This is a genomic window from Oceanithermus desulfurans, assembly GCF_014201675.1.
Classification (GTDB): domain Bacteria; phylum Deinococcota; class Deinococci; order Deinococcales; family Marinithermaceae; genus Oceanithermus; species Oceanithermus desulfurans.
Genome location: NZ_JACHEZ010000003.1, coordinates 282,372 through 309,289, shown reverse-complemented (window position 1 = coordinate 309,289; position 26,918 = coordinate 282,372). Strand labels below are relative to the sequence as shown.

General features: G+C 64.0%; 26 protein-coding genes. 14 read left to right on the top strand and 12 right to left on the bottom strand.

Features of this window, described 5'->3' with window-relative positions; translation table 11 throughout:
* Nucleotides 1–161 precede the first annotated feature (161 nt).
* The 7 genes from HNQ05_RS05640 (at nt 162) to HNQ05_RS05615 (ending at nt 7,703) form a co-directional block, all read left to right on the top strand.
* Nucleotides 162–1,160 (top strand): ABC transporter permease, encoded by a 999-nt coding sequence (locus tag HNQ05_RS05640; RefSeq protein WP_147146447.1) that lies wholly within the window; start codon nt 162–164, stop codon nt 1,158–1,160.
* An 8-nt stretch (nt 1,161–1,168) separates the two neighbouring features.
* Entirely contained in the window at nt 1,169–2,254 is a 1,086-nt protein-coding gene (locus HNQ05_RS05635; RefSeq protein WP_371862324.1) for an ABC transporter permease, read from the top strand.
* A gap of 6 nt (nt 2,255–2,260) precedes the next feature.
* Nucleotides 2,261–2,647 (top strand): ABC transporter permease, encoded by a 387-nt coding sequence (locus HNQ05_RS12385; protein WP_371862326.1) that lies wholly within the window; start codon nt 2,261–2,263, stop codon nt 2,645–2,647.
* 17 nt (nt 2,648–2,664) lie between these two features.
* Nucleotides 2,665–3,687, top strand: a complete 1,023-nt coding sequence (locus HNQ05_RS05630) for an ABC transporter ATP-binding protein (protein ID WP_013457366.1) — start codon at nt 2,665–2,667, stop codon at nt 3,685–3,687.
* Nucleotides 3,684–4,670 carry an ABC transporter ATP-binding protein gene (locus HNQ05_RS05625; RefSeq protein WP_147146449.1) on the top strand — a complete coding sequence of 329 codons (987 nt, stop codon included), beginning with the start codon at nt 3,684–3,686 and terminating at the stop codon, nt 4,668–4,670. The genes HNQ05_RS05630 and HNQ05_RS05625 overlap by 4 nt, the downstream gene beginning before the upstream one ends.
* 64 nt (nt 4,671–4,734) lie before the next feature.
* Nucleotides 4,735–5,793, top strand: coding sequence for a hypothetical protein (locus tag HNQ05_RS05620; RefSeq protein ID WP_147146452.1), 1,059 nt, complete (start codon nt 4,735–4,737; stop codon nt 5,791–5,793).
* A 23-nt stretch (nt 5,794–5,816) separates the two neighbouring features.
* Nucleotides 5,817–7,703 (top strand): S9 family peptidase, encoded by a 1,887-nt coding sequence (locus tag HNQ05_RS05615; protein ID WP_147146454.1) that lies wholly within the window; start codon nt 5,817–5,819, stop codon nt 7,701–7,703.
* A 57-nt stretch (nt 7,704–7,760) separates the two neighbouring features.
* Here the strand turns inward: HNQ05_RS05615 and HNQ05_RS05610 are convergent, their stop codons facing one another.
* Nucleotides 7,761–7,955: a hypothetical protein gene (locus tag HNQ05_RS05610; protein ID WP_147146456.1), complete on the bottom strand. Its 195-nt coding sequence runs from the start codon at nt 7,953–7,955 to the stop codon at nt 7,761–7,763.
* 13 nt (nt 7,956–7,968) lie between these two features.
* Entirely contained in the window at nt 7,969–8,157 is a 189-nt protein-coding gene (locus HNQ05_RS05605; RefSeq protein ID WP_147146458.1) for a hypothetical protein, read from the bottom strand.
* A 109-nt stretch (nt 8,158–8,266) separates the two neighbouring features.
* Between HNQ05_RS05605 and HNQ05_RS05600 the strand changes: the two genes are divergently transcribed.
* A complete protein-coding gene (locus HNQ05_RS05600; RefSeq protein WP_147146459.1) occupies nt 8,267–9,481 on the top strand; it encodes a radical SAM/SPASM domain-containing protein in 1,215 nt (404 codons plus the stop codon).
* 120 nt (nt 9,482–9,601) lie between these two features.
* On the opposite strand, the gene HNQ05_RS05595 is transcribed toward HNQ05_RS05600, so the two are convergent.
* Nucleotides 9,602–12,028, bottom strand: a complete 2,427-nt coding sequence (locus HNQ05_RS05595) for a hypothetical protein (protein ID WP_147146461.1) — start codon at nt 12,026–12,028, stop codon at nt 9,602–9,604.
* A gap of 63 nt (nt 12,029–12,091) precedes the next feature.
* Between HNQ05_RS05595 and HNQ05_RS05590 the strand changes: the two genes are divergently transcribed.
* From HNQ05_RS05590 to HNQ05_RS05580, 3 genes are all read left to right on the top strand, one after another.
* On the top strand, nt 12,092–13,339 hold the full coding sequence (locus HNQ05_RS05590) for a M16 family metallopeptidase (RefSeq protein WP_147146464.1): 1,248 nt from the start codon (nt 12,092–12,094) through the stop codon (nt 13,337–13,339).
* Between the two features lie 104 nt (nt 13,340–13,443).
* Nucleotides 13,444–13,824 carry a hypothetical protein gene (locus HNQ05_RS05585; protein WP_147146466.1) on the top strand — a complete coding sequence of 127 codons (381 nt, stop codon included), beginning with the start codon at nt 13,444–13,446 and terminating at the stop codon, nt 13,822–13,824.
* Entirely contained in the window at nt 13,821–15,146 is a 1,326-nt protein-coding gene (locus HNQ05_RS05580) for an MFS transporter (protein WP_183677645.1), read from the top strand. Before HNQ05_RS05585 ends, HNQ05_RS05580 begins: the two co-directional genes overlap by 4 nt.
* Here the strand turns inward: HNQ05_RS05580 and HNQ05_RS05575 are convergent.
* Nucleotides 15,143–16,261 (bottom strand): acyl-CoA dehydrogenase family protein, encoded by a 1,119-nt coding sequence (locus tag HNQ05_RS05575; protein ID WP_281287850.1) that lies wholly within the window; start codon nt 16,259–16,261, stop codon nt 15,143–15,145. The genes HNQ05_RS05580 and HNQ05_RS05575 overlap by 4 nt on opposite strands.
* Nucleotides 16,262–16,376: 115 nt before the next feature.
* On the opposite strand from HNQ05_RS05575, the gene HNQ05_RS05570 reads away from it, so the two are divergent.
* Both HNQ05_RS05570 and hisD read left to right on the top strand, forming a co-directional pair.
* Nucleotides 16,377–17,036, top strand: coding sequence for a DUF3108 domain-containing protein (locus tag HNQ05_RS05570; RefSeq protein WP_147146472.1), 660 nt, complete (start codon nt 16,377–16,379; stop codon nt 17,034–17,036).
* Nucleotides 17,037–17,038: 2 nt separating this feature from the next.
* Nucleotides 17,039–18,349, top strand: coding sequence for a histidinol dehydrogenase (gene hisD / locus HNQ05_RS05565; protein ID WP_147146474.1), 1,311 nt, complete (start codon nt 17,039–17,041; stop codon nt 18,347–18,349).
* Here the strand turns inward: hisD and HNQ05_RS05560 are convergent.
* Genes HNQ05_RS05560 through uvrC form a run of 3 tightly spaced genes read right to left on the bottom strand, consistent with a single transcriptional unit; the run spans nt 18,338 to nt 21,111 of the window.
* Complete coding sequence (locus HNQ05_RS05560) at nt 18,338–18,883, bottom strand: glycerol-3-phosphate acyltransferase (RefSeq protein ID WP_147146476.1); 546 nt, start codon at nt 18,881–18,883, stop codon at nt 18,338–18,340. The genes hisD and HNQ05_RS05560 overlap by 12 nt on opposite strands.
* Before the next feature lie 2 nt (nt 18,884–18,885).
* Nucleotides 18,886–19,296: a cobalamin B12-binding domain-containing protein gene (locus HNQ05_RS05555; protein ID WP_498049515.1), complete on the bottom strand. Its 411-nt coding sequence runs from the start codon at nt 19,294–19,296 to the stop codon at nt 18,886–18,888.
* Nucleotides 19,297–19,317: 21 nt separating this feature from the next.
* Nucleotides 19,318–21,111 carry an excinuclease ABC subunit UvrC gene (uvrC, locus tag HNQ05_RS05550; RefSeq protein ID WP_147146480.1) on the bottom strand — a complete coding sequence of 598 codons (1,794 nt, stop codon included), beginning with the start codon at nt 21,109–21,111 and terminating at the stop codon, nt 19,318–19,320.
* A 439-nt stretch (nt 21,112–21,550) separates the two neighbouring features.
* Here uvrC and HNQ05_RS05545 point away from each other — a divergent pair, with 439 nt between their 5' ends.
* Nucleotides 21,551–21,931 (top strand): NADH-quinone oxidoreductase subunit 15, encoded by a 381-nt coding sequence (locus HNQ05_RS05545; RefSeq protein WP_147146482.1) that lies wholly within the window; start codon nt 21,551–21,553, stop codon nt 21,929–21,931.
* Nucleotides 21,932–21,959: 28 nt separating this feature from the next.
* Here HNQ05_RS05545 and HNQ05_RS05540 read toward each other — a convergent pair whose 3' ends face one another.
* From HNQ05_RS05540 to gltX, 5 genes are read right to left on the bottom strand one after another with little or no spacing between them, the layout of a single operon-like run.
* Entirely contained in the window at nt 21,960–22,382 is a 423-nt protein-coding gene (locus HNQ05_RS05540; protein ID WP_013457384.1) for a disulfide oxidoreductase, read from the bottom strand.
* 9 nt (nt 22,383–22,391) lie between these two features.
* Nucleotides 22,392–23,309, bottom strand: a complete 918-nt coding sequence (ftsY, locus tag HNQ05_RS05535; protein WP_147146484.1) for a signal recognition particle-docking protein FtsY — start codon at nt 23,307–23,309, stop codon at nt 22,392–22,394.
* Between the two features lie 12 nt (nt 23,310–23,321).
* Nucleotides 23,322–23,921, bottom strand: a complete 600-nt coding sequence (gene mads4, locus HNQ05_RS05530; protein WP_147146486.1) for a methylation-associated defense system protein MAD4 — start codon at nt 23,919–23,921, stop codon at nt 23,322–23,324.
* 23 nt (nt 23,922–23,944) lie between these two features.
* Nucleotides 23,945–25,267, bottom strand: coding sequence for a methylation-associated defense system AAA family ATPase MAD3 (gene mads3, locus HNQ05_RS05525; RefSeq protein ID WP_147146488.1), 1,323 nt, complete (start codon nt 25,265–25,267; stop codon nt 23,945–23,947).
* Nucleotides 25,239–26,696: a glutamate--tRNA ligase gene (gltX, locus tag HNQ05_RS05520; protein WP_147146490.1), complete on the bottom strand. Its 1,458-nt coding sequence runs from the start codon at nt 26,694–26,696 to the stop codon at nt 25,239–25,241. The genes mads3 and gltX overlap by 29 nt, the downstream gene beginning before the upstream one ends.
* Between the last annotated feature and the right edge of the window lie 222 nt (nt 26,697–26,918).

The following is a 26,918-nucleotide window of genomic DNA, read 5'->3' as shown; positions in this document are numbered from 1 at the left end:
GACTAAACCTGTGGGGGGGGGTTTAGGGCCGACACAATCTCCCCCTTGTGGGGTCGGCCATCCACTCACCCCCCCCCCCCCCCCCCCCCCCCCCCCCCCGGGGGGGGGGGGGGGCGCCCCCCCCCCCCCCCCCCACGCCCCACTTTCCAGAGCTCACAAACATGACCGCATACATCCTACGCCGCTTTCTGCACCTGATCCCCACCTTTCTGGGGGCTACTTTTTTGGCTTTCCTGGTGATCCAGCTGGCTCCCGGCGACTTCATTACCCGGCTCGAGCTGGACCCCTCGTACGACCGCGCACAAATCGAGAACTTCCGCCGCCTCTTCGGCCTGGACCAGCCGTTCACGGTCCAGTACGCCAAGTGGCTGTCGGGTTTTATGAAGGGCTACCTGGGCCTTTCGCTCAGCTATCAAACCGACGTTTGGCACGTGCTCAAACCGCGCATCCTCAACTCCATGGTGCTCGTCGTCTCCTCGATCGTCTTCATCTACGTCGTCTCCATACCGATCGGGATCTATTCGGCCCTCAGGCAGTACTCCTGGGGCGACCGCTTCTGGACCAGCTTCGCCTTCTTCGGCCTGGCGGTCCCCAACTTCTTCTTCGCCCTTCTCATGCTCTACTTCGCCCTCTGGCTCAAGGACACCTTCGGCCACGAGATCTTCCCCATCGGGGGGATGCGTTCGCTCTACATCGACGGCGTCGACTTCTTTCAGGCGCCCAAGTGGCGCCAGTGGCTCGACGTGATGTGGCACGCGGTGCTGCCCGTCATCGTCGCCGGGACCGCCGGAACCGCAGGCCTTACGCGCGTGATGCGCACCCAGATGCTCGAGACCAAGATGCAGGACTACGTGCGCACCGCGCGCGCCAAGGGGCTGTCGGAGCGCGTGGTCATCTACAAACACATCCTGCGCAACGCGGTGATCCCCATCATCGCCTCGATCGGCTTCCTGCTTCCCGAGCTCTTCGGGGGCGCCGGCTTCGTGGAGGTGGTGATGGCCTGGCCCGGGCTGACGCCCATGATCCTCGACGCCATCTTCAGCATCGACGTTTACATTCTCATGGGCAGCATCTCGATCTCGGTGGTGCTGCTGATGATCGGTAACCTGCTCTCCGACCTCTTGCTCGCTTGGGTGGATCCGCGGATCCGCTACAGCTAGGAGCCACGATGTCCGACATCCACGACACCAACCTCCGCGAAGGCTTAGGCGAGCACAGCCAGAGCTACTGGCAGAAAGCGTGGATGCGCTTCCGGCGCCACCCCTTCGCCCGCTGGGCGAGCGTGGTGCTGCTGGTGCTCTACTCCCTCGCCCTCTTTGCCGACTTCGTCGGGCCCTACCCCGAGGCCAAGAGCTTCCGCAAGCTGCAGTTCGTGCCGCCCACCAAGGTCTACTTCAAGACCGAGGACGGCCGCTGGACCCGGCCCTACGTCTGCAAGGTCGAGCGTTCGCGCAACCTCCGCACCTTCAAGCTCGAGTTCAAGGAGAACTGCGAGGAGAAGTACCCCATCTACTTCTTCGTGAAGGGCTACCCCTACAAGTTCCTGGGCTTCATCCCCATGGACCTGCACCTGATGGGCGGTCCCTGGCTGGTCGAGGAGAAGGCCTACCTCTTCCTCTGGGGCACCGACGACTTCGGACGCGACATGTTCAGCCGCATCTGGTTCGGCGCGCGCATCAGCCTGACGATCGGGATCCTGGCGACGATCGTCGCCCTCTTGATCGGCATCACCATGGGCGGCATCTCCGGCTACTACGCGGGCAGCCGGGTGCACATCGTCCGCGGCCTCTTCCGGCCGCCGCAGAAGCGCCACGCGGCTCCCGGTGAAGAAGACGCGGCCCAGCAGAACGGCTTCTTCAGCGGCGGCGCCCTGGCCGAGGGCTGGCGCGAGGCCGTGCACGAGCGGCGGGTACCCGTCTTCCTGGTCGGCCTGGTGCTGCAGTACGCTTTCTGGGGTGCGGCCACTGCGGTGCTCTACACCACGATGCAGGGCTTCCTCTCGATCAGCGAGGGTTTGGAGCGGTACCTGGCCATGCTCGTCTTCGGCGGGCTCTTGGGGACCATGGTCTGGATGTTCCTCTTCGGGCGGCTGGCCGTCGACGTGGACGACCTGATCATGCGCACCACCGAGATCCTCGCGGCGATTCCCGGCCTCTTCCTGCTGATCATCCTCTCGGGCATGCTGGCGCAGTACGACATGCCCTCCTCGACGCGCTTCCTGCTCGTGCTCACCATCCTGGCCTTCGTGGGCTGAGGCGGCCTGGCGCGCAACATCCGCGGCTTCGTGCTGCAGCTGCGGGAGATGGAGTACGCCCAGGCGGCCAAGGCCCTGGGCGCGGGCGACACGCGCATCCTCTTCCGCCACATCATCCCGGGCACGCTCGGCTACCTGATCGTCGTCGCTTCGCTGGCCATCCCCGGCTACATCCTCGCGGAGTCGGGGCTTTCGTTCCTTGGCCTGGGCATCCAGGAACCCTCCTCTTCGTGGGGGCTCCTGCTCTCGAAGGCCCAGCAGATCGGCATCAGCGCCATCAAGGAGCGGCCATGGCTGTTTATCCCCGGGTTCTTTATCTTTGTTAGCATATTGACGTATAACTATCTAGGAGATGCCTTGCGCGACGCGCTCGATCCCCGCGCAGAGCACTAGCGACCAAAGGAGCTTAGATGAACGACAAGCGTCTATTAGAGGTCAAGGGCCTGAAGGTGCACTTCAAGACCGACGAAGGCATCGTCAAGGCCGTTGACGGCGTTTCCTATCACATCGATAAGGGTGAAACGCTCGCCGTCGTAGGGGAGTCGGGTTCGGGTAAATCGGTTTCGGCGCTGGCGATGATGCGCCTGATCCCCATGCCTCCCGGGATGATCGCGGGCGGCGAAATCCACTTCCGCGGCAAGGATGGCGAGGTCAAGGAGCTGCTCTCGCTGCCCGAACACGAGATGCGCCGCATTCGCGGCAACGACATCGCCATGATCTTCCAGGAACCGATGACCTCGCTCAACCCCGTCTACACCGTGGGCGACCAGATCGCCGAGGCCATCGTGCTGCACCAGGGCAAGAGCAAGAAGGAGGCGCTGGAGCTGGCCGCCGACATGCTCGATCTGGTGGGCATTCCCGAACCCCACAAACGCCTGAAGAACTACCCGCACCAGATGTCGGGCGGGATGCGCCAGCGCGTGATGATCGCGATGGCGCTTTCCTGCAACCCCAGCCTGCTCATCGCCGACGAGCCCACCACCGCCCTCGACGTCACCATTCAGGCGCAGATCCTGGAGCTGATGAAAAAGCTGCAGGAAGAGATCGGCATGTCGATCATGTTCATCACCCACGACCTGGGCGTGGTCGCCGAGATGGCCGACCGCGTCGTGGTGATGTACGCGGGCCGGGCGGTCGAAGAGGCCGACGTGGTCAACACCTACAAAGACCCGTTGCACCCCTACACCATGGGCCTCTTGAACTCGGTGCCGCGCGTCGACGAGAGCGCCGTCAACCAGCAGCGGCTTGAGGCCATCCCCGGAAACGTGCCCAACCCGCTCTTCCTGCCGCCCGGGTGCGCCTTCCACCCGCGCTGCAAGTACGCGGTCCCCGGGGTGTGCGACCAGGAGATCCCGCCCCTGGAGGACGCCGGTAACGGCCACATGGTGCGCTGCGTGCGCTGGCGGGAGATCAGGGAGGAGGCCCACGCATGACCAGGGACGCCACGCCCCTCATGGAAGTCAACCACCTCAGGAAGTGGTTCCCGATCCGCGGCGGTATCCTCTCGCGCACCGTGGGGCACGTCAAGGCGGTGAACGACGTCAGCTTCTACGTCAACCGCGGCGAGGTGCTCGGCCTCGTGGGCGAGTCGGGTTCGGGCAAGACGACGGTCGGCCGCACCATCCTGCGCCTCATCGAGCCCACCGACGGCGAGGTCATCTTCGACGGCACCGACGTGGTGGGGCTGTCCAAGCCCGAGCTGCGGCCCTTCCGCCGCCGCATGCAGATCATCTTCCAGGACCCCTTCGCCTCGCTGAACCCGCGGATGACCGTGGGCGACATCATCGCCGAGCCGCTGATCATCCACCGCCTCGTCAAGACGGCCCAGGAGCGCACCGACCGGGTGGCCGAGTTGCTCAAGCTCGTGGGCCTCTCCCCGGACCACATGCGCCGCTACCCCCACGAGTTCTCCGGCGGGCAGCGCCAGCGCATCGGCATCGCCCGCGCCCTCGCGGTGGACCCCGAGTTCATCGTCGCCGACGAGCCCGTATCCGCGCTCGACGTTTCCATTCAGGCGCAGGTCGTCAACCTGCTCCAGGACCTCAAGGACGAACTGGGGCTGACGCTGCTCTTCATCGCCCACGACCTTGCGGTTGTCGAATACGTCTCCGACCGCATCGCGGTGATGTACCTGGGCAAGATTATGGAGATGGCCCCGGCCAAGGAGCTCTACACCAACCCCAAGCACCCCTACTCCGAGGCCCTGCTCTCGGCCGTGCCGGTGCCCGACCCCACGATCAAGCGCGAGCGCATCGTGCTCGAGGGCGACATCCCCAGCCCCATCAACCCGCCTTCGGGCTGCGTCTTCCGCACCCGCTGCCGCTACGCCATCCCCGAGTGCGCCGAGACGGTTCCCGAGCTGCGCGAGGTCTCCCCGGGGCACTACAAGGCCTGCATCCGCGACGACATCTTCTGATCTTCGCGCTCTGCCGCACCCGCCCGTGAGCGCCTCTCATGGGCGGGTGCGTTAGTCTGGTCCTATGAAAACCAAAAGTTGGACGGTCCTCCTGGCGGTGTTGGGGCTGGGCTTCGCGGCGGCCCAGCAGGCCTTCGTCTACAACGGGTTCGCCGAGATTCACGAACCCGTCCGGCTTCCCGCTGCGAGCTGGACTTGGTTCCCCGACGCCGAGCTGTCCGGCTCGCTGGTGGACGGGACGGTGCGGCTGCTCGGGGTGGAGGAGACCCGGCGCGTCTGGCGTGGCGGCGCCGTGACCTTCTTCTATGAGGGCGCGGGAGCGGCGCAGCTCGCCTACCTGACCCGCAACCTGGGGTACAGCCTCTACTACGAGCTGGACGCCGACCGGGGGCGCTTCGTGGGCTGGAGCAAGGTGGAGAACCGTCTGGGGCGGCCGCTGGCGTTCGAGCGGCTGACCTTCGTGGCCGGGGAGGTGCCGCTGCGTTCGGGCGGCGCTCCGGTCATGGCCAAGTCGGCGCGAGGCCTGGCCATGGAGGCCGTCGCCGAGGCGGCGCCGATGCCGAGCTACGGGGGCAGCGGCGGCGGGGTCTACCGCTACGTCCTCGACAACCCCCCGACGCTGGAGGCCGGGGTCAACGAGCTGCCTTTCCTGAAGGCCGACCTCGATCCCGTCTACACCTGGCGCTACCAGGGGAGCTTCGCCCCCATCGAGCGCATCGCCTTCACCCGTGGGTACACCTTCACCGCGCCCGCGGCCCTGGCGGGGGGGCTGGTGAACGTACGCGCGGACGGCATCCTGCTGGGCCAGGCCTTCATGCAGGACGCCGCCAAGGGGAGCCGGGTCCAGGTCTGGCTGGGCGCCGACCCCGAGGGGCGCGCCGAGCGCCGTGTCGAGGTGTTGAAGGACGAGCGAAAGGAAAAGGCCTACCGCGTCCGCACCACGCTTCGCAACCCCCGCAGCCAGCCCGTGCGGGTGGAGCTCGCTGAGGGCTTCAGCGCCCGCGAGCTGGTGCTCAAGCTGCCGCCGGGGGCCGAGCGCACGCCCCAGGGCTACCGCTACGTGGTCACCCTCAAGCCGGGAGAGGTGCGCGAGTTCGTTTACACGGTGACCTTGCGCTACTGACCCGCGGGTCAGTAGCATGGGGCATGCCCGATCCTAACCCGCAAGACTTCTACCGGCTGCGCTTCCTCTCGGACCTCACACCCGGTCCCGGAGGGGGCGCGCTCTTCTTGGAGACGTCCATCGAAGCGCCGGAGCAGGAGGGGGAACCGCCCCGCTACCGGTCCCGGCTCTGGCTGCAGCGCGACGGCCAGCGCCGCGCACTCACCCAGGAGGACACGACTAGCCCTCGCTGGGACGGGGGGCGATACGTTTACTTTCTGCGCAAGCGCGACAAGGTCAAGCAGCTCTTCCGGCTCGACCTCGCGGGGGGTGAGGCCGAGCCGCTGACCTCGTTCAAGGCCGGGGTGGAGGGCTACGTACTGGGCCCCGAGGGGGCGCTGGCGGTCCTGACCCGGGGCGACGAGGAGCCGGCGAAGCCGGACGCGCCGCGCGTTTTCGACCGGTTGCCCTTCAAGTTCGACGGGGTCGGGTTGCTTCCCGAGCGGAGCCTCCAGGTGCGGGTGCGGCACCCGGACGGCGAGTGGAGCGCGCCCAGTGAGCTGCCCACCGACGTGGACGCGGTCGCCTGGGACGACCGGACGGGCGAGCTCGTGCTGGTCGCGAGCGCGGACTTCGAGGAGCGCCGCCGTTGGATTCAGCGGCTGTACCGCTGGCGGCCGGGCGGGGAAGCGGTCGAGATCGGGGGCGGCTTCGGACCCGTGAGCGACCCCGTCTTCTCCGAGGACGGCGGCTGGGTCTACTTCGTGGGCTACGACTGGGCCGCGGGCATCGGCGCGAGCCCGGGCGTGTGGCGGCTGCCCCGGTCGGGCGGCGAAGCCGAGCGCCTGACGCCCGAGACGCTTTACGTGGGGCTCTCGCTCGTCTCCGACGTGCACTACGGTGGCTACGGACGGGCGCTCGAGCCCGACGGTGAGGGCGGTTTCTGGTTCAGCGTCACCGAGGCGGGCGAGGGACGGCTCTACCGCCTGCGTCCGGACGGTCGGGTCGAGGGTCCGCTGGAGCTGCCGGGCAGCCTTGCGGCCTTCGCGGTGAGCGAGGGGGAGGTGCGCCACACCCTGCTCGAGGACCACCACCACCCGCCGGTCCTCTACACCGGCGACGAGCCGGTGTACGACCCCAACGCCGACCTGCTGGAGGGGTGGCCCCGGCCCGAGACCTTCCGCTGGTGCGCCCCCGAGGGGCACGACGTCCAGGGCTGGGTGCTCCTGCCCGCAGGCGACGGTCCCCACCCTGCCGTCCTGTACGTTCACGGCGGCCCCCACGCCGCCTACGGCCGGGCGATGCTCTTCGAGTTCTACCTGCTGCGCGCCCGCGGGCTCGCGGTGGTCTACGCCAATCCGCGCGGCTCGGTGGGCTACGGACAGGACTACGCTCAGATCAAGGGCCGCTGGGGCGAGGCCGACGCCGCCGATCTGCTGGGCTTCCTGGACGCCGCGGTGGACCGCTTCGGCCTCGACGCGGGGCGCCTGGGCGTGGCGGGCGGCTCCTACGGCGGCTTCATGACCAACTGGCTGACCGCGCGCCACCCCGACAAGTTCAAGGCCGCGGCCACCCAGCGCTCGATCTGCAACTGGACGAGCTTCTGGGGCGCTTCGGACATCGGGATCCGCTTCGCCGAGCTCGAGCTGGGTGCCGGCCTGTGGGAAGACCCCTCCCGTTACTGGCAGCAGAGCCCGCTCGCCCACGCCCACGCCCTCAAGACCCCCACCCTCGTCGTCCACGCCGAGCAGGACCACCGCTGCCCCATCGACCAGGGCGAGACCTGGTTCGCCGCCCTGGTAAGCCGCGGCGTGCCGGCGCGGTTCCTGCGGGTGCCCGAGGAGGGCCACGAACTCTCCCGCTCCGGCCGCCCCGACCGGCGGGTGAAGCGCCTGGAAGAAATCCTCGACTGGTTCACGCAGCGCCTCTAGCCATGAGCCAACGCCACAACCGTGCGGTGCGCACGGTTGTGGCGACCCGTTCTTGAATCAACAGTTGGAGTTGCAGTTGCTGTTACATCCGATGTTGGGCACAAACCTCACGAAGCCCTCTTCCTCCTCGATCGCTTGAGCTTCAGCGAGCGCTTCAGCCAAATGAGGATCGTTGATCAAGAGCGTGCCGTCGGGCTGGACGTGGATGACGTCGCTGTCGTTCTCGATGATGATTGTGTTTTCTTCCGGCATGCGCAAGCCTCCTCTACAGGACGATCGGGCACAGAAAGTCCATGCTGGCGGGCTCCGCGTTTTCGATGCCGCTTTCCGCCGCAGAAAGACTTTCAGCAATGTGCTTGGCCAACTCTTCGTTGTGGATCAGCACCTTGCCGTCGCTGGTGACCGTGTAGTCCTCGGGCCTAATTTGGATACGCTTCCTTGCCTCTTTCCCCATGGTTACCTCCTCGCGTTCAGGATAGAGAGCATTAGGTTGCTTCAGGGTTGTGAGAATAATGAACTATGCGTCAACCTTCATCCAACGCATCTGGCCCTAATAAGTACGTATGAGCAGGAAGCCCCAACCCTACCTAGTCAAAGTCAAGAACTCGGATAACGGTGAACCGCGTTTCTTCGATACCTTGAAGGGTCGTTGGGTGGCCACAACGAATACCGATGAAGTTGCTTCGTTTGAGGATGCTCTACATCAAGCACGTCTGCAACATCTCGCGCGCCATTTTCGCAACGACTATTTGCAACTCATTCTTCTTCCCACAGAAGATTGCAACCTTCGCTGCGTGTATTGCTACGAGGACTTCCAACTTGGCCGCATGCATCCGGACGTTCAACAAGGCATTCGTAGGCTGGTCCAAAAGCGCGCTCTAGGTCTGAAGTCGCTTGAAATCGGATGGTTCGGAGGGGAGCCGCTGACCGCCTACGACATCGTTCTTGACTTGACGCGGTATTTTGTCCGCACGGCCCAAGAGCACGATGTGTTGCTCCTGCAACACATGACCACCAACGGCTACCTGTTAACACCCGATCGCTTCGTAGAGTTACATGAGCTGGGTTTACGGAACTTTCAGATTACGTTGGATGGCAACGAGGAGGAGCACGACCGTAAGCGAATCGGAAAAGAAGGGTTCCGCACGTTTGATACCATTTGGAACAACCTGGAATCCATGAAGGACGGCCGACGAGATTTTGTTGTCACCGTCCGCGTAAACATTGATCAGGAAAACCTTTCGGGCATACCAGCATTCGTAGAACATCTAGCTGCTGCCTTCGCCGGCGATCGACGCTTCCGGCTTCACCTGCACAAGGTCGGGCGCTGGGGAGGCGCGAACGATGCTAACCTTAAGATTTTCGACGACGAACGAGCGCTGCTGCGTTTGTACCGCTTGGCGAGGGATGAGGGCTTGCAGCTCGACCTAAACATGAACTCGGGTAGCAAGGTTTGTTATGCGGCGTTGCCTTACTCCTTCGTTGTGCGCGCGGATGGGAGGATCAACAAGTGCACGGTCGCGCTCGAAGCAGCCGAGAACCAGGTCGGGCGGTTACTGCCTGACGGCTCCTTATTGCTCAACAACGAGCGCCTGCAGCCGTGGATACTGGGTGGATCGCTCACCGACTCGGTTTGCCAGACCTGTGCGATCCGACCGCTATGCGAGGGAAACGCATGTCCGTGGGTGCGTATTCGCGACAGCAAGCGTCCGTGTCCACCGCTAAGGGGGCGGGAACAGGCCTACCTTGAACTTCAGGCTTCGGAGGCAAAGGTATAGGGTTCTGCAGCGTGGTGTAAAGGGGGTGTTGCAGTTATGAACAGGCCGTGGCGGTGGGTGTTCGTACTAACTACATTGGTGCTCAGTAATGCCTTGGCTAATGACCACGATGACGGGCAACTAGTCAAGCCCGTAGTCCCTCTGCAGGCGTCGCACCTGCGCCTCGGCAATCACTTTGCGCGAATCGCCGGGCAGCAGGCGGTCGCGAGCGGCTTCCCATACCTCCAGATCGTCCCGCAGGCGCTCGGCCAGGTTGAAGACCAGAGGACCGTCCCCGCGGTCCAGCACCGCGGCCCTTAGCGTTTCTTCGACCACCGTCCTGTATTCTTCGACACCCGGAGACGCGCTTCCCGGAAGAAGGGGGCCCTGGTACAGCTCCAAGGCCTGGGCCACCATCCCGGAGCGCACGAGTTCCACGAGACGTACGAAGTCGGCCGTCCATTCGGCGGCGATGCGGTAAGGCTTGGAAGCCAACGGGACGATTTCGCGAAGCCGCGACAGGGTTGACTTAACGGTGCTCAAGCTTACCGAATCGCGGTAGTGCGCCGCCAGCTCGCCCAGGCTGAGGCCGTTTGGGTGCAAGGCCAGTAGGGCGAGGATTTCCGCATAACTAAGCCGCAGCTCAAGGGGCGCACCCTCCAAAAGGGCATGGCAGCCGCCAAGAAAGGTAAGGGTCAGCCTGGTACCCCGGCCGATCAGCGGCAGAGCCTCGGGCGGCATAAAGAGCTGCAAGACGCTTTCGTGCAACGCACTCAAAAGCGGCGATGCTTCGCGCAGGATGCTCAGCGCTTCCTCGTTTCGCCCCAGGGTGTGCAGTACAGCGGCGAGGTAAAACATTAGCTTATGCGGAGGTTCGATCGATAGACTCGAAAAAGCACTACGCGCACCTTCCAAGTGCCCAAGCGATGCCTCGTCCTGTTTTCCAAACAGTGCGATGCCCAGGGCCGCTTCGGCTTGGGCGCGCGCGAACGTGCCACCCTCGTACGAAAAGGTAAGGGCTTCGCGGGCCAGGTCCAAAGCCCGCTGGGGCTCGCCCCAGCTACGCAGAGCATGCGCGGCGAACGGCGCGAGCAATGGGCGGTCCCTTCGTGGAGTTCTGCTCCAAAGCTGCTCCAGCATGCTCCGAGCCCTTTCGAGGTCGCCTCTTGTCCATGAATACTCGATCAGCGTGGTCATGGCGGCGCGCCACCAGCTGCCCAGGGTGTGCTGGCCCGTGAAAGCCGTCAGTTCTTCGAAAAGCGCCGGTTCGGGGTTCCCCAGCAACAGCCCCGAGTAAAGGTAGCTGTTCGTCGTCGTGAGACGGGCGATCGGGTCGACCACGCGCTCGCTTTGCAAGAGCGTGTAAGCGTACCGCTTGTAATGATGGGCTTCGAGTAGCTGGCCTTTCCGGGAGTACGCAACGCCAAGTGCGTTGGCGTTGCGTATCGCGGCATACGTATCTCCCGCTTTTTCCGCCAGGCGCAGTGCCTTGAGGAGTATATCGCTATCTTGCAGCTCCCTACCCAAGAAGTAGAGTGTCAGCTCGTCTTCCCGCGCTGCGGCAGCTCGACGTGCTTCTTTTAGCCTGAGCTCATGCGGTGCCAGCGACCCTGCATACACCGCGCGCAAGCGAGGCGCCTCATGCTCTGAAAGGTAGGTTTCTACAGTAGCGCATAAGCTTTCGTGCTTTCCCAGACGCTGCGCAGCACCGACGAGCCACAACAGGGTTTCTTCGTCAACGTGACTACTATGAACTACATTCAGCAAAATTTTATACAATTCAGATGCGTTGCCCCGCCCAATAAAGTGGTAGCCTGCACCTTTGGCAAGCACATCGCCCACCCTTTCCTGAGCAGCCGAGGCAGCAAGCTCGAGCGCCTCCTTCCAGAAGCCCTTCTCGATGAGGTGCGAAAGAGCCCCTTCTGTACTTAGGACCACGGGTTGGGGAGTCAGCAGCCGCGGTCCTCGCGGGCTCGGTCGCATGGGCTCGGGTGCGACGCCTTCCCGATGCAACCGGATAAGAAGCTGCTCGAAAGCGCCTTGTGACTCCTTTATTGCCCGAGTCAAGGCCTTCTGTCCAGCCGCTTCGACGAACGATGGAGAAAAGTCCTTTTCACTCAGACGCAGATCGTCGACCTGTAAAATGAGTTCCGCTTCGTACGAATCGAGCTTAGTTAGGTTTTCTCCAGTCAAGAACCAGCGGTCCTCTTCCGATGAAAGCTCCAAAAGACGTTGAACAAATTTTGGGGCGTGGTCGGCGCCCGTGACTGCGACGGACATTGGTTGAAATAGGTGCGCTTGTTTAGCCCAAAGCGCGGTTAAAACTCCCCATTCCATACCGGAGGGAAGAAGCAGCCCCAGCGCAGTGTACATTGCATCGGAAAAAGCGTTACCGACGGCTACGGGGTTTTCCAAGGCTTCCCTACGAAGTTCAATCCAGATGCGTTGATGATCTTCTGGGGCAAGCTCAAGAAACGCTTCGGCCAGATGAGCTGTGCCGTAGTCCCTGGGCGCTTCGACCCATATCATGGGCGCATCCTCGAGTAGATGCGCCTTTGGATGCTCCATGTTGGATACATTATGCTCAACACGACAACCCCCGGTCAACCTTAAGCGCTGCAACATGTTCTTGTGGAACAGTACACGGCTGGATACCTCAGCAACGGGGTGGGCTACCTCCTGGCCCCTCGTACCAATGCCCATGTCACGCACGTGGACGTTTTTCTACGCGCCGGGCCTAGATACGAAAGCAAGGCGCTTAACGGCGTTACTCATTTCCTTGAGCACCTGCTCGTCAATCCGGCTTACTTTCGCGGAAAAGTCAAACGACTCTGGAGCGCGCTTGAAGCCCGTGGTGCTACCCTGGGCGCGTGGACCAGTAAAGAGTTCTTGATGTTGAGGGTCGTGGTCCCTGCTGAAGTAACCGAAACAGCATTGGATTTCGCAAGGGCAATGCTTGACCCCGTGCGCATACGAAAGGCCGATGTAGAAGCTGAGCGCCCGGTGATCCTCGATGAGCTTATGCGCCGGCGGTATTCCGCGCAGCAAGCATTTCTCATCGTCGAAGAGGCGCTGTTCAGCGGCGGGTACGGGCAGCCCGTTCTAGGCAAGGAGGCCACTGTACGCGAAATGACCTATAGGGAGATCAAAACCTGGGCTGAGCGCGCAACCGCCGCCGACTCCGTGCGCGTGGTTGTATCGGGGAACGTGGAAGAGGCAACCATGGCTGGGATAGAGCGCTTCGGGGACCTGGAACGAGGGGAACCGCTGTATGACGAGGGTTACGTGGAAGTTGCGCCCAGGTTTGTTGCGATCCCGGGTAATTCGCCCAGAGTACGTTTGCTTCTTGCCTTTCCCGGTCCCGGAATGAACCGGGAGGATCGCTACGCAAGTGAAGTGCTCGCTTACCTTTCCGGTGCCGGGCTGAGATCGCGCATATTCCAGGACCTGCGGCAAAAGAGCGGCTTGGCGTACGAGGCGTTTGGAGGGTCCATGCACTACGAAAACGCAGGCCTCCTTTTTTTCAATGTCGAGCTTGCGAGGGAGCGTTTATTTGATGGTTTTCGGGCCCTTATTGACAGCGTGCGCTCCATCGCCGAGCTGCGCTTGAGTAGCGAAGATACGAAACGTGCCGTTGAAGGGTTGGTAATGAACCTTCTTCAGCAAACCGAAGCTGCCCAGGTGTCGCGAAAGCTCGGAATGAGCTGGCTGCTGGACAATTTATTTTTCCCATCACGCGAGGCCATGCGCTACCGGCGCGTAACCCCCGCGGATGTGCGTGGCATTGCCGATAAGTATCTGAAAACCGAGACCATGGCCATGGCGGTCGTTGGTGTTGGAGCGAAGGAGTTAACAAGAATGATGGAGGCGATACAATGACGAGCGCTTTAGGTGCGATCGGAAGGACGAGTTGGCCAGTGATCCGCGCTTTGCTGGAGACGCCTGCAACCGTGCGTGAACTGTCAGCGCGTACGCGCCTGCCCATGGCGTTGATCCACGAAGAGCTCGAACATCTGCATCGACACGGCCTTCTCGAGGAGGTCGGGGTACGCCACATCGGAGGCTACCGGGAGCGCGTCTACAGGCTAGCCGATGAAGCGGCGTCGCTTTCTGCGACAGGGTTGAAAGGAGCGCTGGAGACGGTCGAACAAGGGATGCTAAAGGTAGCGGCTACAAAAGGGCAGGGCTTCTTTACGCTGGTGATGAAGCGAACGAGCCGTGAGATGGCCGACGAGGCGTACAGGAGCCTAGTGGACCTCCGGACCCGCTTAAACAAGATTCCCGAAGCCAAGGAACAGGAAGACGGCGTACTGCTCTACGTCGCCTTAAGTCCATGGGTAGAAGACCCGGAGGACGTTCCATGAGCCACCCATTCAAGAATCCCAACTTCCGCACCTACCTCATCGCCCGTCTGTTTGGCGCGCTGGGATCGTACATGATGGAAGTAGCTTTGATGTGGTGGGCGCTTGAAGCCACCGGCCAAAACGATTCGGTGGCCTGGGTGGCGCTCACCATGTCCGTTGTCGGTACGCTGGCGTCCCCCTTTGGGGGCGTGCTGGCCGATCGCGCCAATAAAGTGGGGCTGGCCTCGGTAGGCTATGCGCTCAGTATGGTTGCGCCCGCTGCCGCGGCGGCTCTGCTGCTGTCAGGTCACCTCAGTTTCGGATTGGTGATGGCGATTGTGGCAATAGACAACCTGATTTCGTCGTTCTTCGCTCCCGCCAACAATGCCCTGGGCCCGCTCTTGCTGACCACAGAGCAATACTCGCAGGGTGCGGCGATGACCCAGGGCATGTCCAAGCTGTTGCGGATGGCTTCGATGCCGCTTGGGGGCTTGCTGGTCGCTGGGCTGGGTGTAGCCGCTACGCTGCTCGTCACGGTGTCCGTGTACCTTGTCGCTGCATCGATGGTTCGGTTTGTCGAAGAACCTCGAGCGGGCCATGCTGTATCGGATTCAGGCAGAGGGAGCGAGCAAGACACCGCCTCCGGCTATGGGGCGGTCGAAGCGGAAGCTCGGATGTCGCTACGGGAGCAGTGGATTGATCCAATGGTCGCGACGGTGAGAATGCTTTTTTCGGTGCCTCTGCTTGCTGCGGCTTTGTTCATGGTGGGACTGCTTAACTTTATTCTCTCCCCTATAGGTGTCATGATGGCCCCGTACGCCAAATCGTTGGGGGGTGGTGCAGAGGGATACGGGTTGCTCCTGGCTGGGATCACCGCTGGTGAACTGCTAGGCTACGCTATATTCACAACGTTCCGCAGCTCTCGATCGCTCCCGTTTATTTTTGGGGGAAGTCTGGTGATGGGTTTGTCCATTGGGGCGCTGGCTTGGGCGGCAAACCTTCTACCCGCCATTATCGCGCTGGGTCTAGCGGGCTTTGGAGCGGTGGCGGTGGGCGTGCACCTCGATGCACTAGCGATTAAAGTAATTCCTAAGGAATTCATGGGGCGGGCGTTAAGCATGATCGGCGTCCTGCTGAACGGGTTGGGCCCCCTGGGCCTCGTCGCCGCCGGAATTGCCCTTAGGACGCTGTCGTTCTCCACAATATTCATCACTATTTCTGGCTTTCTCGTAGTTGCTTCGTTGTTATGGCTATGGCCCTCGATAGCGCGGGCTGTAAGAGCTGCCGAACTGGTCCTGGAAACAGGCGACGCTGCGGAAACGGCCGCAGCGAAAACAGCTTAACGGTACAGCTCGCGGCCGATGACGATCTTCTGGATCTCCGAGGTTCCCTCGTAGATCTCGGTGATCTTGGCGTCGCGGTAGTAGCGCTCCACCCGGTAGTCCACCGCGTAGCCGTTGCCGCCGAGGATCTGCACCGCCTCGCGCGTCACGTCCACCGCGGTGCGGCTGGCCATCAGCTTGGCCATGCTGGCCTCACGGGTGAAGCGCTCGCCGGCCTGCTTCTTCACGGCCCCGTTCAGGACCAGCAGCCGGCTCGCCTCGATGGCCGTGGCCATCTCCGCCAGTTTGAACGAGACCCCCTGGAACTCGCGAATCTTGCGCCCGAATTGTTCGCGCTCGTCCGCGTAGTCGCGGGCGATCTCGAAGGCGGCGCGGGCGATGCCCACCGCCTGCGCGGCGATGCCCAGCCGCCCGGAATCGAGGCCGGCGAGGGCGTAGTGGAGCCCCTTGCCTTCCTCGCCCAGGCGGTCCGCTTCGGGCACGAAGACGCCGTCCATGCGCACCTCGGTGGTGTGGGCGGCGTGGAGGCCCATCTTTTCCTCGGGCTCGCCGAACGAAAGCCCCTCGGCTTCGGCGGGCACCAGGAAGGCCGTGATGCCCTCGGGCGCTCGGGCCATGATCACGTAGAGCTGCGCCTGACCGCCGGAGGTGATCCAGCTCTTCACCCCGCTGAGCCGGTAGCCGCCGTCCACCCGCTCGGCGACGCTCTTGAGCCCTTTGGGGTCGGAGCCCGCCGAAGCCTCGGTGAGCGCGAAGGCGCCGATCCAGCGGCCCTCGGCCAGGGGGCGCAGGTACTTCTCCTTCTGCTCGTCGCTGCCGAACCTGAGCAGCATGTACTGGGGCAGGCCCGAGGTCACCGAAAAGATCACGGCCACCGAGGGGTCGGCGGCGGCGATCTCCTCCATGACGAGCGCCCAGGTGACCGCGTCGAGTCCGGTGCCGCCCCAGGCCTCCGGAGTGTTCATGCCCAGGAGGCCCAGTTCGCCCATCTTGCGCAGCTGGGGCCAGGGGTACTCACCGCGCTTGTCGTACTCGGGGGCCCGTTCCGCCAGCTCCTCGCGGGCGAAGCGCCGCACCATCTCCAGCACCATCGTCTGTTCGTCGTTCAGGGCGATCATCACCGCCAGCGTATCACGGAAACGCCGCCATGCGACGAAAAAACGTAGGGTGAACGGCGGCCGGATCGGCGGCCGCGGCCGCTTCCCGGCGGTGCGCGGTGCGTGGTGTACGATGGTGCTGGTGAAAGCGCCGGTGCTCCTCAAGTACAAACTCAGCTACGCCGGACGCGAAGCGGGGGAGCAGCAGCTCCGCTACGAGCGCACCCGCGCGGGTTCGCGCATGACCCTGACCGCCGACGTGGCCCTGCCGCTACCGCGCACCAAGCAGCGCTGGGTCAGCGAGATGGACGCCCGCGGCGTGCCCCTGAAGTTCAGCGAGCGCGTCGAGGGCCGCCAGAACAAGGTCTACGAGGTGGAGTTCCTGCGCGAGGACGGCGTCGTCGTCACCCGGGGCGAGCCGGAGTTCGTGCTGCCCTACACGGTCGACTACCACGATCCGCTCTCGCTCATCCTGGCGCTCGGGCACGCCGAGGAGGCGGTGCTGACGCTGCCCCTCCTGGGCGGCCGGGTGCACGCCGAGCGCGTGGGCGAGGAGGTGCTGACGCTGCCCTGGGGCGAGGTGCAGGCGCGCGCCTGGCGGCTTCGCCCGGGCGTGAGTCTGATCTACTACGACCCCGAGGGCTACCCGCTGCGGTTCTCGCAGCAGGTGGGCGGGCACGTCTTCGAGGCCGAGCTCACCGAGGTCGTGCACGAGCCCGAACCCGAAGAACGCCCCGAGAAGAAAAAGAAGTCGCGCCGCCGCGGCGGTCGCCGCCGGCGCCGCCGGAGGTGAACGTGGAGATTCCCAGGTACGAGGCCAAGGAGGTGCGCGGCCGCTTTGCGGCCCGCCGGCTGCAGTTCGCCCTCAGCGAGCGGGTGCGGGCGGGCATCCGGAGCGTCTTCGGCGAAGAGCTTACGGCCGAGGAGGCCGTGCGCCGCATCGTCGCCGACGTGGCCGCGGGCGGGCAGCAGGCGCTCGACGAATGGAGCCTGAAGCTCGACCGGCACGCCACCTACGAGGTGCCCAAGCGCGAGTGGCGCGAGGCCTACGACGACCTGAGCACCGAGCTGCGCGAAGCCCTGGGCATCGCCCGCGAACGCCTGGAGAAGTTTCACCGCAAGGAGCCCAAGGGGGGCTTCCTCGCCGCCACCTCGAGCGGCATGCTGGCGCAGATCGTCCGCCCCATCCGCCGCGTGGGCGCCTACGTGCCCGGCGGCAGCGCGCCGTTGCTCTCGACGGTGCTCCACACCGTGGTCCTCGCCCGCGTGGCGGGGGTGCAGGAGGTGATCGTGGCGACGCCGCCCCCGGTGCACCCCGGGGTGATGGCCGCGGCCTGGGCGGCGGGCGCCGACCGCCTCTTCGCCATGGGCGGGGCGCAGGCCGTCGCCGCGCTGGCCTACGGGACCGAGCAGGTGCCGCGGGTGGACAAGATCGTGGGACCGGGCAACCTCTTCGTCACGCTCGCCAAGAAGGAGGTCTACGGGGTCGTCGGCATCGACGGGCTGGCCGGACCCACCGAGACCCTGATCGTCGCCGACGCCGGCGCCGACCCCGCCACCGTGGCCGCGGACCTGCTGGCCCAGGCCGAGCACGATCCCGCGGCCGAACCCTGGCTGCTCTCGCCGGACCCCGGGCTGCTCGACGCGGTCGCGGCGGAGCTCGAGCGCCAGCTCGCCACCCTCCCGCGCGCGGAGATCGCGCGCGCGGCCCTGCAGAACGGCGGGCTGGTGCGGGTGCGCGACCTGGCCAGCGCCCTGGAGCTCGCCGACCTCTACGCCCCCGAGCACCTCTGCCTTTCCGTGGAGCGCCCCACTGACTGGCTGGGGTACGTGAACAACGCCGGCGGCGTCTTCCTGGGCGAGCACTCGGGCGAGGCCATCGGCGACTACCTGGCCGGCCCCAGCCACGTGATGCCCACCTCGGGCTCGGCCCGCTGGACAGGGGCGCTGGCGGTGCGCGACTTTCTCAAGATCGTGCCCGTGGTGGCGCTCAGCGCCGCCGCCGCCGCCGAGTTGTCGGCGCTGGGGGCGCGACTGGCGCGCGAAGAGGAGCTGGAGGCGCACGCCCGCTCGCTCGAGCAGCGCACGCCGACCTCAGACGCGTAGGTACTTCAGGTGCGCGAAAAACAGCAGGCCGCTGGTGGCCAGCGCCGCGAGCACGACCTCGCCGTCGCCCGTGAGCCAGAACGCCACCGGCGCCAGGAAGAGCGCCGCTACGGCGAAGCTCTTGTAGGCGTCACGGCTCAGGATCCAGCCGCCGGCCCAGGCGAGGGCGATGACGAGCACCGCCGCGGGTTGCACGGCCAGCCAGACGCCGGCGGCGGTGGCCACCCCCTTGCCACCGCGGCAGCGGATCCAGATCGAGCAGAGGTGGCCCGCCACCGCGGCCACGCCCCCGGCGAGCGCGCCGGCGGTGCCCCCCAGGAGCGCACCGTAGAAGACGGCCAGGAACCCCTTGAAGACGTCGAGCAGCAGCACCATCAGGCCGGGCACCACGCCCAGCACCCGAAAGGCGTTGATCGCGCCGGGGTTGCCCGATCCCTCGGCGAGCAGGTTCTTCTTCTGGATCCAGCCAAACCAGACCGCAAAGGGCAGGCTGCCCAGCAGGTAGCCCGCGGCTACGGCGTAGAGGACGTCCAAGGTTACTGGGCGGCCCAGCGGGCCTCGGTGGCCTTGCGGATGAACTCGACGATCTCACCGGTGGGGGTGCCGGGACCGAAGACCTCGGCCACCCCGATCTCGCGCAGCTTGGGCACGTCCTCGTCGGGGATGATGCCGCCGCCGAAGAGGAGAACGTCTCCCGCGCCCTGCTCGTCGAGCAGCCGCTTGACCTCGCGGAAGTAGTGCATGTGCGCGCCCGAGAGCACCGAGAGGCCGATGGCGTCGACGTCCTCCTGGAGCGCGGCGCTGACGATCATCTCGGGGGTCTGGCGCAGGCCGGTGTAGATGACCTCCATCCCGGCGTCGCGCAGCGCCCGGGCCACCACCTTGGCGCCGCGGTCGTGCCCGTCCAGGCCGGGTTTGGCGATGAGTACGCGGATTCGACGTTCCATTGCCCCCATTGTAGCAGCCGCCTAGGAGCGCGCGGCGGCCTCGTTCAGGTGGCGCAGCACCGCTTCGGCGGCGCGGCGGTTCATGCCCGGAAGCTCGGCCAGCCGTTCCGGCGGGGTGGCCCGCAGCTCTTCGAGGGTGGAGAAGCGTTCGAGCAGCACCTTCTTGCGCGCCGGACCGATGCCGGGGATGTCGTCGAAGACGCTCTTCAGGGTCTTCTTTCCCCGCAGCTGACGGTTGTAGGCGAGGCCGAAGCGGTGGGTCTCGTCGCGCAGGTGGATGAGCAGCCGCAGCCCCGGGTCGTCGAGCGGCAGCATCACCCGCTCGCCGCTCGGGAGCACCAGCACCTCCTCGCGCTTGGCCAGCCCCACCAGCGGCAGGCTCACCCCTGCGCGCTCGAGCGCCTTCTGTGCCGCGCGCACCTGGCCCAGGCCGCCGTCGATGAGCAGCAGGTCGGGGCTCTCCATCTTGGCCTGGAGGCTGCCGGTAAAGCGGCGGTAGACGGCCTCCTCCATGGCCTTGTAGTCGTCCGGTTTGCCCGCCAGGCCGCGGATGCGCATCCGCCGGTACTGGCCCTTCCGGGGCCGGCCCCCTTCGAAGACGGCCACGGCCGCCACCACCGCGGTTCCGAAGAGGTTGGAGACGTCGTAGCCCTCGATGCGCCAGGGCCGGCGCGCGAGCCCCAGGGCCCGCTGCAGGCTGGCCAGCGCCGGGTGGTCGCCGCGCTTCTCCAGCCGCGCCAGCTCCACCTCGAGCCCGGCGCGGGCGTTCTCGCTGGCGAACTGCACCAGCCGCACCTTGGCGCCGCGTTTGGGCACCCTGAGCTCCACCCGGCGCCCGGCGCGCTCCGCCAGCGCCCGGGCGAAGACCTCCTGCCCCTCGGTCTGAAGCGGCAGCAGCACCAGGGGCGGCAGCGGCGAGGCCACCAGGTAGTAGTCGCGCAGGAAGGCCTCGAGCACCTCGGCGTCGCTGGCCTCGCCGGCGTTCTCGACGAAACGGCTGGTGCGCCCCAGCATGCGGCCGCCGCGGATCTGGAAGAGCTGCACCATGGCGTAGGCGCCGCTGCGGGCCAGCCCCAGCGCGTCCAGGTCGCCCAGCTCCACCGCGTAGGCCTGCTGGCCGGAGGCGAAGAAGCGCTCGAGCGCCCGGATCTGGTCGCGCAGTTCGGCGGCCAGCTCGAAGTGCTGCGCCCGCGCCGCCTCCTCCATGCGCGCCGTCAGCTCTTCGAGCAGGTCGTCCACCCGGCCGTCGAGCAGCTGCTCCACCCGCCGCACCACCCGGGCGTACTCCTCGGGGTCGGCGCGGCCCACGCAGGGGGCGAGGCAGCGGCCCATGGCGTGGTTCAGGCAGGGGCGCCGCCGCTTCTTCATGGGCACGCCCGAGTTCTTGCGCAGCGGGAAGACGCGGTCCACCAGCCGCTTGATGCGCCGCACCGCCCCGGCGTCGGGGAAGGGGCCCCAGTAGCGGGCGCCGTCGTCCTCGACCCGGCGGGTGACGACCAGCATGGGGAAGGCCTCGTTCGTCAGTTTGAGGAAGGGGTAGTGCTTGTCGTCCTTCATCAGGACGTTGAACTCGGGCCGGTGGGCCTTGATCAGGTTGGCCTCGAGCAGGAGCGCCTCGGCCTCGTCGCGGGTGACGATGAACTCGAGCGCGTCGGCTTCGGCGAAGATGCGCCCGGCCTTGTCCTCGCCGTGGGCGTAGTGGTTCACCCGCGCGCGCAGGTTCTTGGCCTTGCCGACGTAGATCACCCGCCCGCCCCGCTTCCACAGGTAGACGCCGGGCCCGGTCGGCAGGCGGGGGAGGTCGCTCGCCTTCACGGCCCTAGTTTATGCGGAAGGGGGATGAAGTGGATGCGTGCCACGGGGCGCGGCTCGGCCGTGGGCCTTACGGACCGAAGTGGCGAAGGAATCATTGGCTGGGATGCTGCCTACCACCTACCACGCACCATCTACCACGTACCACGTACCACGTACCACGCACCGCCCTTCCCGTCATTCCGGGCGAGCCAACCCTTGGGTTGGCGAGACCCGGAATCTAAATAGGCGCGCGTGAGGAACCGGTCGCTTGAAGAACGGAAGGCGACTACGGTGCGTCGGTGCGTTTGGTCCGTACGACCATAGTAAGATCCCTGATCTCGGCGCTTCGCGCCTCGTCGGGGATGACGGATAGGGGCGGTCGCCGCGCTTTCGCGACGAAGGCCGCAGCGAGCCCCGTCCGGCGGACGTTCGCCCCCGGCGCCTGCGCTATGATGGGCCCATGAGCCACGCGATCTACGACGCCTGGGTCCAGCTGATGGGCTGGCTCGAAGAGTACGCGGCGGAGCACGACCTCGTCTTCGACCGCGAGGCCGACTTCCCCGAGTTCATCTACCGCATGCACAAGCCCTGGGAGCTGCCCACGCGGGTGATGACCGTCTCGCTCTCGCGCGCGAACGACGAGCCCTTCTTCGTCGCTTCGGTTTCCCAGCCTTCCGACGAGCAAAAGCACATCGGCCTGCGTTCGCCGGGGGCCCACCTGCACTGGCACGCCCACGAGCACGGGGGCGGGCTCGAGCTCTCCGGCGGCGTCAAGCTCGACAAGACGAAGCTCTTCGCGCTGCTGGATCAGGCGCGGCGCGACTGGATGACCGCGGTCTGAGCGGAAGCCGGGCTTTCCGGGCGCCCCGTCAGGGGCGCTCTTCTCGTACGGCGGCGAGCGCCAGCGCGATGAGCACGAAGGCCGTGAGGGCCATGAAGGCGATGGTGACGAAGCCGAAGTAGTTGACGTACTCGATGTTGCAGGGAATCGGCGTGGCGGCGCAGCTGGTGGGGGCGAAGCCGGGGATCTTCTGCTCGGCGTAGTGGAGCACGCTGATCGAGCCGCCCACCAGCGCCATCGGCAGGGCGTAGCGGCGGATCCGGGCGTCGCCGTAGAAGGTGGCGATGCCCAGGATGAGCACCAGCGGGTACATGAAGATGCGCTGGTACCAGCAGAGCTCGCAGGGGATGAAGTGGCGGATCTGCGAGTAGTACAGGCTTCCGGCGGTGGCGGCGATGGCCACCAGCCAGGCGAAGGCCAGCAGCAGCGTGTTGCGGTCGCGCGTGCTCATGGCTCCATCCTACGCGCTCAGCAGCGCCTCCACGTACTCGCCGGCGTCGAAGGGCTGCAGGTCCTCGGCGCTTTCGCCCACGCCGATGAACTTGATCGGCACCCCCAGCTCGCGGACGATGGGCACCAGCACCCCGCCCTTTGCGGTACCGTCGAGCTTGGTGACGATTACGCCGCTGAGCTCGACCGCCTCGTCGAACTTCTTGGCCTGCTCGAGCCCGTTCTGCCCGGTGGTGGCGTCGAGCACCAGCCAGACCTCGCCGGGCTCGCCCGGGTCGGCCTTGGCGATGGAGCGCTTCACCTTCTTGAGCTCCTCCATCAGGTTGTGCTTGGTGTGCAGGCGGCCTGCGGTGTCCACGAAGAGCAGGTCCATGCCGCGGGCGGCGCGGGCCTTGGCGGCGTCGAAGGCCAGGGCCGCGGGGTCGGAACCCTCGGGGGCGCTGATCACCGGGATGCCGGTGCGCTCGCCCCAGAGCTCGAGCTGGGCCCCGCCGGCGGCGCGGAAGGTGTCGCCGGCGGCGAAGAGGACGCGCTTGCCCCGTTCCTTGTAGTACTGCCCCAGCTTGGCGATCGTGGTGGTCTTGCCCACGCCGTTGACGCCGACCATCAGCACCACGTGCCCTTTGGGCTCGACGGTGGACTTCTTGGCGTCGGGCTTGAAGCCCAGCTTGCGCAGCTTGGCGCGGCGGGCGTCGGGCTCGAGCTGCAGCACCAGCGCCTGCTTGACGGCTTCGCGCAGGTCGCGCTTGCCGCTCTCGCGCACTTCCCCCAGGATCTCCTGGGTGGCCTCGAGGCCCACGTCGGCGGCGATGAGGGCGAACTCGAGCTCTTCGAGCACCTCCTCCGGATCGCCGCCCCAGGGCACCGCCTTGGTGAGGGTCTGGCTCGTCTTCTTGAGCCCCTGCTTCAGTCGGTCGAACCAGCGCATAGTCTTTGCTCCTCATAAACCAAACCACTCGTTGAGCCTGTTCTTGAACATTAAGAATGTTGGTTCTACGCAATTATGCAAGCTTACCACCTCAGCAATTTCTTTGTGAATGGCCGATGAAAATGGTCTCCCTGTGTAGTAAAGGACAGCCTCAAGGGCTTCCTTGGGGCGAGACGGCTTGTTATGAGCATCTAACTCGAAATGATTATCCAGCAACCAATTCCTCAGGTCTGAGGACGTGCCGTCCCAATTAATAATTCTTAAGAAATTAGGATTGTCAATAACCCAAATCCATTTTTCTAGCTCAGGTTCAATGACTATAACATCACTTACATCCTCGCTAATACCTACTGTGCTAAGGTTTTGCATGATGTACGAGCGAATGGTGTCTGCGCTTGGAGCACCATCCCAGTCGCTGTCTAGAATAACAAGAGTGTACCTAGCCTTGGGCGAAGCGGACAACAGCTCGTGGCCTCTGCGATAAACACCTGGGTCTCTTTCGCTATGTACGATTACTGTACTCTTGTCGTGAAATGGCGAGGATATTCCGAGAGAATGATGGCGCTGCAAGACAGCCTTAACAACATGTTCAGTTGTGCTATCAGCGACCAAGATGCGTAAATCTAGCATTACGACTACCCCAAAACACCCGATGCAAAGAGGGTGTCGATACCAACGGACTTCCTCCAGTTTAGTAGTGTGGGGTGTTGTTGTCCACGCACGATGTCGCCCACGCCGTCTGAAGTTTTTCCAAAGATAATCATATCTTCTAGATCAGCAAGACGTAATAATATTGGAGAATGTGTAGCTATTATAATTTGGCTACCGTATACATTCTTAAGAGCCTCAAAAATCCCCCCAAGGGCTTTCGGATGCACCCCGTTTTCTGGCTCTTCTAGGGTGTAGAACCCCTTAAAAGGCATAAAAGCTAGTAATGTTAGCGCAAGTATCCTTAATGTACCGTCAGAAAGTGACCATGATGGTAAAGATAAATTGTTAGAGTAAGTAACTTCAATGTAGGAGAAACGGTCGTCCTGACGTATTTTATAATCAATATTTGTTACATCAGGCAATATTGTTTGTACGTGCTTAAGCCACCAGTCAAATTCTTTTGGATATTCTTCTCTGAGCAATTCTACGATACGCGGCAAGTTTGATCCATCTGGAATGAAAGTTCGTGGTGACCCAGGGCGAACAGGTCGTGACATTAAATTACTGATTAAAGCAATGTGCTGCACGCTGTTTAGAAAAAAATCTTGTATAGATATGGCGGTCGGAAACTTGTCAGGGTCTAGTGGTAGAGCCGCTAGCGCGGAGCGGGCAGCACCTACCTTGTATTGAATATTCCATCCGGTTACCTCTGAGAAAAAATACACAACATCATTATTATCAGGAGCGCGTTTGAAAACTCTGTACCAGCCAGTACGCTGCTTAGGTGGCTTGTTACCGATAAGGATAGTATCGGGACTGGGGACGGGCTTAGGGAAAAGTGTGGGCTGTCGAACCTTGGGCTCATCAACTTCTCCTTCAACACCCAGTAGTAAGTATTCGGACAAAATTGACGCCTCTTGATCGGCGTTATACCCAATGGAAACTTCGTATCTAGCAATGGTAGGCGGCTTCTTCCACTTTTTCTTTCTTGCCTTGCCAAGCATATCAGATATGTTCTTGGGAATAATAAACTCAAAAGCAAGTTCAAAAGCGCTACCTTGCAATTTATGAAATAGAAAGTGCAAACCTCCTTCTGCATACTGATCAGTAACAGCACCAACACCGCCACTCACTAACGTATTAACAATGGAAAAGGAATCAAGAAAGGTGCTCTTGCCGCTTGCGTTGGGGCCGATCAAGACATGAAAGTTACTTAAGGGTACAGATGCATACTTAAATATTTTAAAATTATTAAATTCAACTTGTCGCACAATAGGCTTAACATTTAGGATCATCGTTTTCTCCATCCATGGTACATATTACTCTTCGCAGACGCGCAAGCACCCGTTCTTTCCCCAGAATCTCCAACAGCTCGTACATCCCCGGCGTGGCCAGGCTGCCGGTGATCGCCGCCCGCAAGGGCTGCATCACCTTGCGCAGCTTCAGCTCCTTGGCCTCGGCGTAGCCGGTGAGGGCTTCTTCGGTGCGCTGGGGGTCGAAGTCGGGCAGCCCGGCCAGAATCTCCCGCAGCTCGCGCAGGATCTGGACCCCTTTCCTGAGCTCCTTTTCGGCCTTGGGCTCAAAGGTGTAATCCTCGGTGAAGAAGTAGCGCGCCTTCTCCACGAACTCGGCCAGCGTCTCGAAGCGGGGGCGCATGGCCTCGGCCACCCGGCACAGGTAGGCGTCGCTCTCCCAGCCGAGCCCGGCCTTCTCCAGAAAAGGCTTCAGGCGCTGGCAGACCTCCTCGAGGCTCAGCACCTCGCGGATGTACTTGCCGTTCATCCAGCGCAGCTTTTCCTCGTCGAAGACGGGACCGCCCAGGCTCACCCGGTCCCAGCTGAAGGCCTCGATCATCTCCTCCATGGAAAAGATCTCGCGGCCGTCGGGCATGGAGAAGCCCATCGTCGAGAGGTAGTTGACGAGCGCCTCGGGCAGGTAGCCGGCCTCGCGGTAGTAGTCGATGCTGGTGTGGCCGGTGCGCTTCGACAGCTTGGCCCCGCCGGGCGCGCGCAACAGCGGCAGGTGGTACCACTTGGGCTCGTCCCAGCCGAAGGCCTGGTAGAGCAGCTTCTGGATCGGCGTGCTCACCAGCCAGTCCTCGCCGCGGACGACGTCGCTGACCTCCATCAGGTGGTCGTCCACCACCACGGCCAGGTGGTAGGTGGGAAAGCCGTCGGACTTGAGCAGGACCACGTCGGGGATCTCGCGGTTGTCGAACTCGATGTTTCCCCGCAGCACGTCGTGGACCACGGTCACGCCGGTCTCCGGCGTCTTGAGCCGGATTACGTAGGGCTCGCCGGCGGCGGCGCGGGCCTCGGCCTCCTCGCGCGGAATCTTGCGGGCGCGGCCGTCGTAACCGTAGCCCAGGCCCTGCTTCTGCAGCTCCTCGCGGATGGCGGCCAGCTCCTCGGGGGTCTCGAAGGCGCGGTAGGCCAGCCCCCTGTCCAGAAGCTCCTGGGCGTAGCGGCGGTAGAGCTCGAGCCGCTCCGACTGGCGGTAGGGGCCGTTGGGGCCGCCCACGTCGGGCCCTTCGTCGTAGTCGAGACCCAGCCACTTCAGGGCGCGCAGAATGCCCTCCTCGGCCCCCTCGACGTAGCGGTTTTGGTCGGTGTCTTCGATGCGCACGATGAACTTCCCGCCGTTCTTACGGGCCCAGACGTAGCTGAAGATGCCGATGTAGGCGGTTCCGACGTGCGGGTAACCGGTGGGGCTGGGGGCGATGCGGGTCTTGACCATACCGCAGGTATTGTACAAGGAGCAGGTGAAGGTTCCCCAACCGCGCGCGGGCGCGCCTGAGGTGCTGCCGCCGGACCGTGTCGCCGTCGCGTAAGGTAAAGATTCGTCTACCCGGCGAGAAAAATGCCCCGTCCAAGGAGGCTTTGCGTGCTATGCTGAGGTTCGTTAAACAACCCGGCCCGGACGAATTCCGAGCGTATTCTCCCCGCACTTCGGGCAGGG